Source organism: Noviherbaspirillum suwonense, from assembly GCF_900182955.1.
Classification (GTDB): domain Bacteria; phylum Pseudomonadota; class Gammaproteobacteria; order Burkholderiales; family Burkholderiaceae_D; genus Noviherbaspirillum_A; species Noviherbaspirillum_A suwonense.
Genome location: NZ_FXUL01000014.1, coordinates 1 through 12,559 on the forward strand (window position 1 = coordinate 1; position 12,559 = coordinate 12,559).

Consider the following 12,559-nt stretch of genomic DNA (forward strand, 5'->3'; position numbering starts at 1 on the left):
GCTGGCCTGCCGGACGACCTGGCCGGGTTTCGGCCCGGCAGCCGACCTACTTCTCTTGCTTCGCCAAGAGAAGTAGGCAAGAGAAGGCGACCCCGATGATGGCGCCCCGCTGCGCGGGGTGCACACGCCGCCAGCACCGAAATCGGGAAGCGTCCGAAACTCGCTTCGCTCAGACAGCGGACGCTTCTTTATCCGATTTCGGCACTGGCGACGTGTCGCCATCGACGGGGATTCACTGCAACGGCAACGGCCACTGCAACGGCCACTGCAACCGCAACCGCAACTGTCGCTGCGCGGGCAACGTCAACAGCAACGGTCGCTACGCGGAACGACGACTGCGCCTGCACCCTGCGCCGTAACACCCCTTCGCCAAGGAAAGCGCGACGCCACCGCCACGCTCTAACGCCGCCGCGTTACCGCGGCCCCACCACGCTCCAACCACCCAATCAACGGCACGCTCGCCGGCAGCAACGGCCCCACCCCCACGCTCCCCTCCCAGGAAAACGCCTGCCCCTCCAGGCTCTGAGGCTCCCCCTCCCACTCCCGGCAAACAAAGAAATGCAACCGCACATGCGCATGCGGATAAACATGCTCCACGCAGCACCATGGCTCCGCAGAACCGATCCTCACACCCAGTTCCTCGACGAACTCCCGCCGCAGCGCATCGACAATCGCTTCGCCCGGCTCGACCTTCCCGCCCGGGAACTCCCAGTAGCCCGCATACGGCTTGCCTTCCGGCCGCTGCGCCAGCAGCACATCGCCATTGGCCTTCATCAGGATGCCGACAGCGACATCGATGGGCGCCGCCATCAGTCGCCGCTGCGGCCGGAATAATCACGCGCGAACTGCCATGCCACGCGGCCGGAGCGCGATCCCCGCTGCAGCGCCCAGCGCAGTGCATCGCCGCGGGCCGCTTCCACCTGGCTGTCGTCGCAGCCGAAATGGCGCAGCCAGTGGCCGACGATGTCGAGGTAGTCGCCCTGCTTGAATGCGTAGAACGTTACCCATAGCCCGAAGCGCTCGGACAGCGAGATTTTTTCCTCCACCGTCTCGCCCGGATGCAGGTCGCCGTCGTCGTCATGGGTATAGGTGGCGTTGTCGGACATACGTTCCGGCATCAGGTGGCGGCGGTTGGACGTCGCGTAGATCAGCACGTTGTCGGACTGCGCCGACACGCTGCCGTCCAGCGCGACCTTCAGCGCCTTGTAGCCGCTTTCGCCTTCCTCGAACGACAGGTCGTCGCAGAAGATGATGAAGCGCTCGGCCCGTGCCGCCACCAGGTCGACGATGTCCGGCAGGTCGACCAGGTCGTCCTTGTCGACCTCGATCAGCCGCAGTCCCTGGTCCGCATACTCGTTCAGGCAGGCCTTGATCAGCGACGACTTGCCAGTGCCGCGGGCGCCGGTCAGCAGCACGTTGTTGGCCGGGCGGCCGGCGACGAACTGCCGGGTGTTCTGCGCGATCTGTTCCTTCTGCGGGCCGATGTGCTGCAGGTCGTCGAGCGCGATCGGCGCGATGTGCCGCACCGGCTGCAGGTGGCCGCGGCCATTGCTCTTGCGCCAGCGGAAGGCGTGGCCGGCATCCCAGTCGGGCGCGGCGCCGGCTTGCGGCAGCAGGGTTTCGATGCGCTGCAGCAGGGCTTCGGCGCGGGTCAGGAAGGAGTCGAGTTGGGTCATGATGGCAATGCGGCGCCCGCAGGCGCCGCTAGTGAGGGACGGGTCGGGTTCAGGAACGGTAGTCGGCGTTGATGCTGACGTAGTCATGCGACAGGTCGCAGGTCCAGACGGTGGCGCGCTGCTCGCCGCGCGCCAGCTTTACCCGCACGGTGATCTCGCTCTGCTTCATCACGCGCTGGCCGTCGGCTTCCTGGTAGTCGGGATTGCGTCCGCCGTTCTGGGCGACCCATACATCGTCGAGGTAGAGGTTGAGCTTGCTGACGTCGAGATCGTCGACGCCGGCATAGCCGATCGCGGCCAGGATGCGCCCGAGGTTGGGGTCGGACGCGAAGAACGCGGTCTTGACCAGCGGCGAATGCGCGATCGAGTAGGCGATCTTGCGGCATTCGTCGACGCTGGCGCCCTCTTCCACGGTCACGGTGATGAACTTGGTCGCGCCTTCGCCGTCGCGGATGATCATCTGCGCCAGTTCCTGCGACAACCCGACCACGGCGGCCTCGAACAGCGCATAGTCGGAAGAGCCCGGCGCGCCCACGTCCACGCCCGACGCGCCGGTGGCGATCAGCATGAAGGAGTCGTTGGTCGAGGTGTCGCCATCGATGGTGATGCAGTTGAACGACTGGTCGGCGGCAACCCTGACCAGCTGGTCCAGCACCGGCTGGGCGACCTTCGCGTCGGTCGCCAGGTAGCCCAGCATGGTCGCCATGTTCGGCTTGATCATGCCGGCGCCCTTGCTGATGCCGGTCAGCGTGATGGTCTTGCCGCCGATCTCGACCGTGCGCGACGCCGCCTTGGGCTGGGTGTCGGTGGTCATGATGGTCTCGGCCGCGTTGTACCAGTTGTCGGCCTTCAGGTTGGCGATCGCCTGCGGCATGCCGGCCTCGATCCGCTCGACCGGCAGCGGCTCGAGGATCACGCCGGTTGAAAACGGCAGCACCTGGGCGGCGTCGCAGCCCAGCAGCGCGGCCAGCGCCGCGCAGGTGCGGTTGGCATTGGCAAGGCCGGCTTCGCCGGTGCCGGCGTTGGCGTTGCCGGTGTTGACCACCAGCGCGGCGATGCCCTTGCCGGCGGCCAGGTGCGCCTGGCATACCTGCACCGGCGCCGCGCAGAAACGGTTCTTGGTGAAGACGCCGGCGACTGTCGCGCCGGCGGCGAGACGCATCACCAGCAGGTCCTTGCGGTTGGCCTTGCGCACGCCGGCTTCGGCATGCCCGAGTTCCAGGCCGGCCACCGGCTTCAGGTTGGCGGCTACGGGGAGGGGAAGATTGACGGCCATGGGCTGCTTGCTCTTATCTTGTCCAGGTGAATGAAGGTGTCAGGACAGCCGTCCGTGGCACTGCTTGTATTTCTTGCCGCTGCCGCACGGGCACGGGTCGTTGCGGCCGACCTTGGGCACCTCGGTTGTGTCGGGCATTGCGCCGCCCTGGGCCGACATGTCCGGCGACATCAGTTCTTCCGGCGCCAGCGCCGGGTTGAAGTCGGAATGCTGGTAATGGACATTGGCCGGCTGCTGGTGCGCCAGTTCCTGCTCGGCCGCGTCGATTTCCTCGCGCGACTCGATGCGAACGGTCATCACGATGCGCACGACCTCATTGCGGATCAGGTCCAGCATCTGGCCGAACAGCTCGAAGGCCTCGCGCTTGTATTCCTGCTTCGGGTTCTTCTGCGCATAGCCGCGCAGGTGGATGCCCTGGCGCAGGTGGTCGAGCGCGGCCAGGTGTTCGCGCCAGTGGCTGTCGACGCTTTGCAGCATCACGCTGCGCTCGAAGCCGGCGAAGGCTTCCTTGCCGACCACGGCGATCTTCGCGTCGTAGGCATCGTCGGCGGCCTTCAGCAGGCGTTCCAGCAGGTCTTCATCGGTCAGGTTGGGCTCGGCCGCCAGCATCGCCGACAGCGGCACCGGCAGCTGGAACTCGGCTGCCAGCTCCTGCTCGAGGCCAGCCAGGTCCCATTGTTCTTCCAGCGACTCTTCCGGCACATGCGCGCGGAACAGGTCGTTGAACACGCCCCGGCGCAGCGACGCGATCATTTCCGACACGTCCTGCGATTCCAGCAGCTCGTTGCGCTGCTGGTAGATCACCTTGCGCTGGTCGTTGGCGACGTCGTCGTATTCGAGCAGCTGCTTGCGGATGTCGAAGTTGCGGGCCTCGACCTTGCGCTGCGCCGACTCGATCGAGCGCGACACGATGCCGGCTTCGATCGGCTCGCCTTCCGGCATCTTCAGCCGGTCCATGATCGCGCGCACGCGGTCGCCGGCGAAGATGCGCAGCAACGGGTCGTCCAGCGACAGGTAGAAACGCGAGGAACCGGGATCGCCCTGGCGCGCGGCGCGGCCGCGCAGCTGGTTGTCGACCCGGCGCGACTCGTGGCGCTCCGTGCCGATGATGTGCAGGCCGCCGGCCTGCACCACGTGGTCATGCAGCGACTGCCATTCGTCGCGCAGCTTCTGCGAGCGCTGCGCCTTGTCGGCGTCGGACAGCGCCGGGTCGGCCTCGATCAGCTGGACCTGCTTCTCGACGTTGCCGCCCAGGACGATGTCGGTGCCGCGGCCGGCCATGTTGGTGGCGATGGTGATCATGCGCGGACGGCCTGCCTGCGCAACGATCTCCGCTTCCCGCGCATGCTGCTTGGCGTTCAGCACATTGTGCTCGAGCTTGGCCTTGGTCAGGATCGACGACAGCAGCTCGGAGTTCTCGATCGACGTGGTGCCGACCAGCACCGGCTGGCCGCGCTCGTAGCAATCCTGAATATCCTTCAGCATCGCATTGTATTTTTCCTCGGCGCTCTTGTAGACCTGGTCCTGGCGGTCCTTGCGCTGGTTCGGCCGGTTCTGCGGCACGACCACGGTTTCCAGGCCATAGATTTCCTGGAATTCGTAGGCTTCGGTGTCGGCCGTGCCGGTCATGCCGGCCAGCTTGCCGTACATGCGGAAGTAGTTCTGGAAGGTAATCGAGGCCAGCGTCTGGTTCTCGTTCTGGATGCGCACGCCTTCCTTGGCCTCGACTGCCTGGTGCAGGCCGTCGGACCAGCGGCGGCCGGTCATCATGCGGCCGGTGAATTCGTCGACGATCACGACCTCGCCGTTCTGCACCACGTAATGCTGGTCCTTGTGGTACAGCACGTGCGCGCGCAGCGCTGCATACAGGTGGTGGATCAGCGTGATGTTGGCCGCGTCGTAGAGCGACGCGCCTTCCGGCAGCAGCCCCATTTCGGTCAGGATGCGCTCGGCCTTCTCGTGGCCGGCCTCGGTCAGCAGCACCTGGTGCGACTTTTCATCCTTGGTGTAGTCGCCCGGCACTTCGACGGTGGACTTGCCGTCCGGCTTGTCCTCGCCGATCTGCAGCGTCAGCATCGGCGGCAGCGCATTGATCTTCAGGTACAGGTCGGTATGGTCCTCGGCCTGGCCGGAAATGATCAGCGGCGTGCGCGCCTCGTCGATCAGGATCGAGTCCACCTCGTCGACGATGCCGAAATGCAGCGCGCGCTGCACCCGGTCGCCGGCCTCGTAGACCATGTTGTCGCGCAGGTAATCGAAGCCGAATTCATTGTTGGTGCCGTAGGTGATGTCGGCGGCGTAGGCCTGCTGCTTGATGTCATGGTCCATCTGCGACAGGTTGATGCCGGTGGAAAGACCCAGCCAGCCGTACAGCTTGCCCATCCACTCGGCGTCGCGCTGCGCCAGGTAGTCGTTGACGGTCACGATGTGCACGCCCTTGCCGGCCAGCGCATTCAGGTAGGCCGGCAGCGTCGCCATCAGCGTCTTGCCCTCGCCGGTGCCCATCTCCGCGATCTTGCCGCTGTGGAGGACCATGCCGCCGATCAGCTGGACGTCGAAATGCCGCATTTTCAGCACCCGCTTGCTGGCTTCGCGGCAGACCGCGAAGGCTTCCGGCAGCAGCGCGTCGAGCGGTTCGCCGCCGGCGATGCGTTCCTTGAAGGCCGGCGTCTTTGCCTGCAGTTCGGCGTCGGAGAGTTTCTCGACGACAGCCTCGAGCGCATTGATCTCGCGTACGGTTTTCTGATACTGCTTGAGCAGTCGCTGATTGCGGCTGCCGAAAATCTGGGTCAGTAATGACATGCTTGGATTCTAATAAGGGCGGCGTGGAAAAACCTCGCGCAAACCACCATGATCGCGTCGAGCAGAATAGGGAATTTTGCCAAATCGGGGGATTTTAGCATGCAGCCCCGGATACATTGGGTCTACCCGTGCGGAAACAATGGCCGGCGAAAGCCGGGTGTTTATGCCGTTCCAGCGCGGTCTCAACCAGCCTCAATCGGCCTCAATAGCCGTTCTGCGCGGTCTGGAGCGCCTGGGCGGCGCCAGCCGCGAGGAACTTGGACGGATCCTGCGGAATGCCCGCGACCAGCACTTCGAAGTGCAGGTGGGCGCCGGTGGCCCGGCCGGTCGCGCCGATGTCGGCGATATGCTGGCCGCGCCGGACGATGTCGCCGGCCCGCACCAGCAGCCGCGACGCATGGGCGTAGCGGCTGACGATGCCGTTGCCATGGTCCACTTCGAGCAGGTTGCCGAACTGGTGATGGTATTCGGACGTCACGACGACGCCGCCGGCGGCCGCCGCGATCGGCGTGCCGCTCGGCGCGGCAAAATCGATGCCTTCATGAAAAGTGCTGCGGCCGTTGAACGGATCGAAGCGCCAGCCGAAACTCGACGCGTTGTAGCCGACCGAGACCGGCTGGCTGGTCGGCAGCAGCTTGGCCTGCACCCGGTCGCGCATCAGCGCGCTTTCCACCACGTTCAGGTAATCGGCCCGGTGCTCGATGTCGCGGGCCAGCGCATCCAGCATCTGCTGGAATTCCGGGACGCCCAGCTCGCGCATGTGCGCGCTCGACGACTCCGCGCCGCCCCGTCCGGGCTTTTCGCGGAAGTTGAATTCCTCCGGCCGTACGCCGGCCAGGCCCTGCACCCGCTCGCCCAGCGCATCCAGCCGCACCAGCTGCGCCTGCAGTTCGCCGACCCGGGTCGCCATCTGCGTCAGGTTCTGCTTCACCTGGGGGTCCGGGCGCGCCGCCTGTACCGTCGCGGTCGCGCCTTGCGCCGCCTGCGGGTAAGGCAGCTTCCAGACGATGCCGCTGGCCAGCAGCAGGTAATAGAGCATGCCGGCGGCCAGCAGCACCGCCGAGAAAAAGGCGAGCAGGAACAAGGCGATATGCCGCGGCGCAAGGGTGATCGACCTGGCCTGCGTCATGCGCGGATGGAGCAGAATGATTTGCATCGTTTTCCTTTATCGAATCCGTCCGGACGGTGTGATAGGCTGCGACGATGATTAGTTCACAAGGATTTCCGCGCAATCTGGTGCGCGGCGCCAAGACGCCAGCCGCGCATGACGCTGCTTCCTACCTTGGTGGAAATGAAAAACTGGCGGCGCTGCTGCCAGCAGTGAAACGGATGGGGCAACTCCAGAAGGCGTGTGCGGCTATCCTTCCGGAAATGTTTGGCTATTGCGAGGTGCTGCAGTGTAACGCAGACCAGCTGGTGCTGGGCGTTCCGAACGCGTCGGTCGCCGCCAAGCTGAAGAACCGGCTGCCGAAACTGCAGGAAGCGCTGGCTGTCCAGGGCTGGCAGCTCAACGCGATCCGGCTGAAGATACAGGTCCGCGAAAACCTGCCGCCGCCGCCGCCGCCCAAGCAGCTACGGCTGCCGTCGCAGGCCGTGTCCGCGCTGGCCAGCCTCGGCGGCGCGCTGGAAGACTCGCCGCGCAATGCGGCGCTGCGCTCGGCGATTGCGGCGCTGGTGGAGCGTCACCGCAAGTAGGGAATCAGTTCAGCGCCCACTCCGCGCTGACCTGCCGGGCATAGGCCGGCGGCGCGTCGTTCAACTGGTCGAAGGAGACCAGGTCGTAGGAATCGGGCTGGGCCAGCAAGGCGCGCAGCAATTGGTTGTTCAGGCCATGCCCCGATTTGTGCGCGGTATAGCTTGCCAGCAGCGGATGCCCGACCAGGTACAGGTCGCCGATGGCGTCCAGGATCTTGTGGCGCACGAACTCGTTTTCGTAACGCAGGCCGTCCGGGTTGAGGATGCGGTATTCATCCATCACGATCGCGTTTTCCAGCGAACCGCCGCGGGCCAGGCCCAGGCCGCGCAGGGTTTCAACGTCCTGCATGAAGCCGAAGGTGCGGGCGCGCGCGATCTCGCGGACATAGGACTCGGCATTGAAATCGACTTCGGCGATCTGGCCGGTGCGGTCGACCGCCGGATGGTTGAACTCGATGAAGAACTTCAGGCGAAAGCCGTCGTACGGATCGAGCCGCGCCCATTTTTCCTGCGCGCCGCTGCCTTCCCGCACTTCGACCGGCTTCTTGACCCGGACGAATTTCTTGGCCGCAGGCTGCTCCTGCAGGCCGGCCTGCTGCAGCAGGAAGACGAAGGAGGACGCGGAGCCGTCCATGATCGGAATCTCCTCCGCGGTCAGGTCGATGCAGATGTTGTCGATGCCCAGGCCGGCGCAGGCCGACATCAGGTGTTCGACGGTCGAGACCTTGGCGCCCTCCTGCTGCAGCGTGGACGCCATGCGGGTGTCGCCGACGGCAAGCGCCGATGCCGGAAGCAGCACCGGCGGGTCGAAGTCCACCCGCCGGAACAGGATGCCGGTGTCGACCTCGGCCGGCCGCAACGTCAGTTCGACCTTGGTGCCGGAATGGAGACCGACGCCGGTGGTCTTGACGAGTTGCCTGATAGTGCGTTGTTTTAACATCGGGAAATTATAACAAGCGGGGTTTGCCGGGCGCGGCGGCGCGGGCCGGTTTGATGCGCGCAGCCAACAGGCCGCGGGCCGGACGGACGGCAGCCCCATGCCCGCCGCGACGGCTGGCATGGGGAGAAAGCGGCGCTCCGCGGCTGCGGCTGCCGCCGCGCGTGGGAAGCGGCAGTGCGCCGGCGCGGAAGTGACGCGCCGCGCCTGCCACCCCCCACGATCAGCCCAGCTGCTTCAGCAGCGTTTCGGCGTTGGACACCTCGAACTTGCCAGGCGCTTCCAGGTTCAGCTGCTTGACCACGCCGTCTTCGACCAGCATCGAATAGCGCTGCGAACGCACGCCCATGCCGCGCGCGGTGAGGTCGAATTCCAGGCCCAGCGCCTTGGTGAATTCGGCGCTGCCGTCACCCATCATGCGCACGATATTGGTGGCTTTCTGCTCGCGGCCCCAGGCGCCCATGACGAAGGCGTCGTTGACGGAAACGCACCAGATTTCGTCGATGCCCTTGGCCTTGAGCGCGTCGGCGTTGGCGATGTAGCCGGGCACGTGCTGTGCCGAGCAGGTCGGCGTGTAGGCGCCGGGCAGGCCGAAGATGGCGATCTTCTTGCCGCGGACCAGCTCGCTCACCTTGAAGGTATTGGGGCCGAGCGTGCAGCCTTCGGTTTCGACATCGATAAATTCAGCCAGGGTGGCTTCGGGCAGGCGGTCGCCGACTTTGATGGTCATGATGTTCCTCTTGGTTTGCTGAAAAGGCGCGAAAAAAAGCCGGGCCCGACATGGGCTCGGCTCGAAAGGCAGAGTATGCCTCGTTCTGCAGCTTCCTGCAGAACGGGCAACCGGGTGTTGCCGGGTCAGTCCGCCTGCTTGCGCAGGAAAGCCGGAATGTCGTAGGTTTCCATGCCGTTCTTCTCCAGCGCGCGCACGGTCTCGGACGCCGACTTGTTGCGCCATACCGCCGGCGCTTTCAGGCCGTCGGTCGAGCCGGCATGGCCATGGCCATGCGTATGGCCGGTCGAATGCGACATGCCGCCCATCATCACTTCGTCATGGGTGCCGGTGCGCAGCGCCTGGGTCTGGACCAGCTGCACGGTCTTGCGGGTGCGGCCCAGGCCGGTGGCGACCACGGTCACGCGGATGTCGTCGCCCATGGTCTCGTCGTAGGCGATGCCCTGCGCGATCGACGCGTCCGGCGCGGCGAATGCGCGCACGGTGGCCATGACTTCCTTGATTTCCTTGCCCTTCAGGCTGCGGCTGGCGGTGACGTTGACCAGCACGCCGCGCGCGCCGGACAGGTCGATGCCGTCCAGCAGCGGCGACGCCACTGCCTGCTCGGCCGCCAGGCGGGCGCGGTCGACGCCGGAGGCGACGGCGGTGCCCATCATGGCCTTGCCTTGCTCGCCCATGATGGTCTTGACGTCGTTGAAGTCGACGTTGATGTGGCCGGGGACGTTGATGATCTCGGCGATGCCGGCCACCGCGTTGTTCAGCACGTCGTCGGCATGCTGCAGCCACTCGATCATGCTGTCGTCCTCATAGATCTCCTCGAGCTTCTCGTTGAGGATGATGATCAGCGAATCGACATGCTGCGACAGCGCTTCCAGGCCCTCGTTGGCGATGTCCATGCACTTCTGGCCTTCGTACGAGAACGGCTTGGAGACCACCGCCACGGTCAGCGCGCCCTGCTCCTTGGCGATCTGGGCGACGATGGGCGCCGCGCCCGTGCCGGTGCCGCCGCCCATGCCTGCTGCGATGAACACCATGTGCGCGCCGCGCAGCGCATCCTCGATGCGGGCACGCGACTCTTCAGCCAGCTGGCGACCGATGGCCGGCTTCATGCCGGCGCCGAGGCCGGTGTCGCCGATCTGGATAACGTTGTGCGCCTTCGAACCCTTCAAGGCCTGCGCGTCGGTGTTTGCGCAGATGAACTCCACGCCGGATACGCCCTTGTTGATCATGTGCTGTACCGCATTGCCGCCGGCGCCGCCGACGCCAACCACCTTGATGACGGTGCCGTCGGATGTGTTATCCAGAATATCGATTTCCATGATGACTCCTTTATTTGATTTGCGATGCGCAGCCGGTAGGCATTACAACCCGTGGCGACCGACAAAGCCTAGTGATGTTGAAAACAAACCCGATTAAAAATTCCCCAAAAACCATTCTTTCATTCGCTGCCATACCGCTTTCATCGATCCTTCCTGCCGCGTGACGATATGACCGCGTAAATATTGCTTCTTTGCCTCCAGCAGCAGTCCAAGCACGGTCGCGTAGCGCGGACTGCGCACCACGTCGGCCAGCTGACCGCTGTACTCAGGCATGCCCAGGCGGGCCGGCTTGAGGAAGATATCCTCAGCCAGTTCGACCATGCCCGGCATCATCGAGGTGCCGCCGGTCAGGACCAGGCCTGACGACAGGACTTCCTCGTAGCCCGACTCGCGCACCACCTGGTGCACGAGTGCGAACAATTCTTCCACGCGCGGCTCGATCACCGCGGCCAGCGCCTGGCGCGACAGGGTCCGCGGATCGCGGTCCCCCAGCCCCGGCACTTCAAGCTGCTGGCCAGGATCGGCCAGCACCTGCTTGGCCACGCCGTAGCGCAGCTTGATTTCTTCGGCTTCCGCGGTCGGCGTACGCAGCGCCATCGCGATGTCGTTGGTGATCTGGTCACCGGCGATGGGGATCACGGCGGTATGCCGGATCGCGCCCTCGGTGAAGATGGCCACGTCGGTGGTGCCGCCGCCGATGTCGATCAGCACCACGCCCAGCTCCTTCTCGTCCGGCGTCAGCACCGCGTCGGCCGAGGCCATCGGCTGCAGGATCAGGTCGGACACTTCGAGGCCGCAGCGGCGCACGCACTTGACGATGTTCTGCACCGCCGACACCGCGCCGGTGACGATATGCACCTTCACCTCGAGCCGGATGCCGCTCATGCCTATCGGCTCGCGCACGTCTTCCTGGTTGTCGACGATGAATTCCTGCGGCACCGTGTGCAGCAGCTGCTGGTCGGTGGCGATGTTGACCGCCTTCGCGGTCTCGATCACGCGGGCGACGTCCGCCGCGGTGACTTCCTTGTCCTTGATGGCGACCATGCCGCGCGAGTTGAAGCTGCGGATGTGGCTGCCGGCGATGCCGGTGTAGACATTGCGGATCTTGCAGTCCGCCATCAGCTCGGCCTCTTCCAGCGCCCGCTGGATCGACTCCACGGTCGCCTCGATGTTGACCACCACCCCTTTTTTCAGGCCACGCGATTCATGCTGCCCGAGTCCGATCACTTCATGCCGTCCATTCGACATGACCTCGGCCACTACCGCCACCACCTTGGAGGTGCCGATGTCGAGGCCGACGATCAGGTTTTTCGCGTCTTTTGTCATGTTCTTTCGCTTATTTTTTCTTTGTTTCGGGTGCAATTTTCAGGCCAGCGACCTGCAGCGCCATACCGCTCGGATAACGCATGTCCACGTTTTCAATGCGGTCTTGCAACCGTGCGACCAGTTGCGGATAAATCTGCACCAGCCGTTCTACCCTGGCTTTCAGGGTCTCCCTGTTTTCTTCCCGTCCGAGTTCGACGTTCATGCCATTGCTGAGCCGCACGCTCCATGCATAGCGGCTCGACAGCTGCACCGCTTCCGGCGTCAGCTCCACCGGCGCCAGCCATTGCCCGAAGTCGCGATAACGCGCGACGACCTCGCGCTCGGAGCCTGCCGGGCCACTGAATTCGGGCAGGTCGCCCTCCTCCTCGGCTTCGTCCAGGTTGGCGGTGAACAGGTCGCCCTGCACCGAAACCAGGCGTCCGTCCTCGCCCCAGGTGCCGAGCGGCTTGTGCTCCTCGATCACCACCACCAGCTTGTTGGGCCATTCGCGGCGCACGGCCGCGCGCCGCACCCAGGGCACCGACTCGAACGCCACCCGCACCTGTTCGAGGTCGGCGGTGAAGAAGTTGCCCTTGATCTGCGGCAGCGCGGTGCCGCGCACGGTGGACGGGCTCACATGGCGCAGCGTGCTGTGTTCCGGCCCTTCCAGCCGCACTTCGCGCAGCGTGAAGAGCGGCCGGTGCACGACCCACCACAGCGCCGAACCGAGTATCGCAAGCGCGAGCAGGCCCAGCAGCGCATTGGCTGTCGCGTTGAGTAGTCGGATGTCCTGCCACATGGTGTATGTCGTCGCTTTCC

Annotated in this window: 11 protein-coding genes; 1 reads left to right on the top strand and 10 read right to left on the bottom strand. The window is 65.2% G+C overall.

What is annotated here, in order from left to right; genetic code table 11:
• Positions 1-399 precede the first annotated feature (399 nt).
• The 5 genes from QOL82_RS16925 to QOL82_RS16945 all read right to left on the bottom strand — a co-directional run bounded on the left by QOL82_RS16925 (position 400) and on the right by QOL82_RS16945 (position 6,910).
• Positions 400-810, bottom strand: a complete 411-nt coding sequence (locus tag QOL82_RS16925) for an NUDIX domain-containing protein (protein WP_283443482.1) — start codon at positions 808-810, stop codon at positions 400-402.
• On the bottom strand, positions 810-1,676 hold the full coding sequence (locus tag QOL82_RS16930) for an ATP-binding protein (RefSeq protein WP_283443483.1): 867 nt from the start codon (positions 1,674-1,676) through the stop codon (positions 810-812). Before QOL82_RS16930 ends, QOL82_RS16925 begins: the two co-directional genes overlap by 1 nt.
• A gap of 49 nt (positions 1,677-1,725) precedes the next feature.
• Positions 1,726-2,952 carry a bifunctional glutamate N-acetyltransferase/amino-acid acetyltransferase ArgJ gene (gene argJ / locus QOL82_RS16935; RefSeq protein ID WP_283443484.1) on the bottom strand — a complete coding sequence of 409 codons (1,227 nt, stop codon included), beginning with the start codon at positions 2,950-2,952 and terminating at the stop codon, positions 1,726-1,728.
• 39 nt (positions 2,953-2,991) lie between these two features.
• A complete protein-coding gene (gene secA, locus QOL82_RS16940) occupies positions 2,992-5,754 on the bottom strand; it encodes a preprotein translocase subunit SecA (protein ID WP_283443485.1) in 2,763 nt (920 codons plus the stop codon).
• A 202-nt stretch (positions 5,755-5,956) separates the two neighbouring features.
• Entirely contained in the window at positions 5,957-6,910 is a 954-nt protein-coding gene (locus QOL82_RS16945; RefSeq protein ID WP_283443486.1) for a M23 family metallopeptidase, read from the bottom strand.
• Between the two features lie 47 nt (positions 6,911-6,957).
• On the opposite strand from QOL82_RS16945, the gene QOL82_RS16950 reads away from it, so the two are divergent.
• On the top strand, positions 6,958-7,449 hold the full coding sequence (locus QOL82_RS16950) for a DciA family protein (RefSeq protein WP_283443487.1): 492 nt from the start codon (positions 6,958-6,960) through the stop codon (positions 7,447-7,449).
• A gap of 4 nt (positions 7,450-7,453) precedes the next feature.
• On the opposite strand, the gene lpxC is transcribed toward QOL82_RS16950, so the two are convergent.
• The 5 genes from lpxC to QOL82_RS16975 all read right to left on the bottom strand — a co-directional run bounded on the left by lpxC (position 7,454) and on the right by QOL82_RS16975 (position 12,539).
• Positions 7,454-8,389: a UDP-3-O-acyl-N-acetylglucosamine deacetylase gene (gene lpxC, locus QOL82_RS16955; RefSeq protein ID WP_283443488.1), complete on the bottom strand. Its 936-nt coding sequence runs from the start codon at positions 8,387-8,389 to the stop codon at positions 7,454-7,456.
• A 220-nt stretch (positions 8,390-8,609) separates the two neighbouring features.
• Positions 8,610-9,116, bottom strand: a complete 507-nt coding sequence (locus tag QOL82_RS16960) for a peroxiredoxin (protein WP_283443489.1) — start codon at positions 9,114-9,116, stop codon at positions 8,610-8,612.
• Positions 9,117-9,241: 125 nt separating this feature from the next.
• A complete protein-coding gene (ftsZ, locus tag QOL82_RS16965) occupies positions 9,242-10,435 on the bottom strand; it encodes a cell division protein FtsZ (RefSeq protein WP_283443490.1) in 1,194 nt (397 codons plus the stop codon).
• Between the two features lie 93 nt (positions 10,436-10,528).
• Positions 10,529-11,761, bottom strand: a complete 1,233-nt coding sequence (gene ftsA, locus QOL82_RS16970) for a cell division protein FtsA (protein ID WP_283443491.1) — start codon at positions 11,759-11,761, stop codon at positions 10,529-10,531.
• Between the two features lie 10 nt (positions 11,762-11,771).
• Positions 11,772-12,539: a cell division protein FtsQ/DivIB gene (locus tag QOL82_RS16975; RefSeq protein WP_283443492.1), complete on the bottom strand. Its 768-nt coding sequence runs from the start codon at positions 12,537-12,539 to the stop codon at positions 11,772-11,774.
• Between the last annotated feature and the right edge of the window lie 20 nt (positions 12,540-12,559).

Bases quoted from the DNA above. Each gene is read 5' to 3' on its own strand.
- QOL82_RS16950 (WP_283443487.1), top strand. From the start codon at position 6,958: ATGATTAGTTCACAAGGATTTCCGCGCAATCTGGTGCGCGGCGCCAAG.
- lpxC (WP_283443488.1), bottom strand. From the start codon at position 8,389: ATGTTAAAACAACGCACTATCAGGCAACTCGTCAAGACCACCGGCGTC.
- QOL82_RS16960 (WP_283443489.1), bottom strand. From the start codon at position 9,116: ATGACCATCAAAGTCGGCGACCGCCTGCCCGAAGCCACCCTGGCTGAA.
- ftsZ (WP_283443490.1), bottom strand. From the start codon at position 10,435: ATGGAAATCGATATTCTGGATAACACATCCGACGGCACCGTCATCAAG.
- QOL82_RS16930 (WP_283443483.1), bottom strand. From the start codon at position 1,676: ATGACCCAACTCGACTCCTTCCTGACCCGCGCCGAAGCCCTGCTGCAG.
- QOL82_RS16945 (WP_283443486.1), bottom strand. From the start codon at position 6,910: ATGCAAATCATTCTGCTCCATCCGCGCATGACGCAGGCCAGGTCGATC.
- argJ (WP_283443484.1), bottom strand. From the start codon at position 2,952: ATGGCCGTCAATCTTCCCCTCCCCGTAGCCGCCAACCTGAAGCCGGTG.
- ftsA (WP_283443491.1), bottom strand. From the start codon at position 11,761: ATGACAAAAGACGCGAAAAACCTGATCGTCGGCCTCGACATCGGCACC.
- QOL82_RS16925 (WP_283443482.1), bottom strand. From the start codon at position 810: ATGGCGGCGCCCATCGATGTCGCTGTCGGCATCCTGATGAAGGCCAAT.
- secA (WP_283443485.1), bottom strand. From the start codon at position 5,754: ATGTCATTACTGACCCAGATTTTCGGCAGCCGCAATCAGCGACTGCTC.
- QOL82_RS16975 (WP_283443492.1), bottom strand. From the start codon at position 12,539: ATGTGGCAGGACATCCGACTACTCAACGCGACAGCCAATGCGCTGCTG.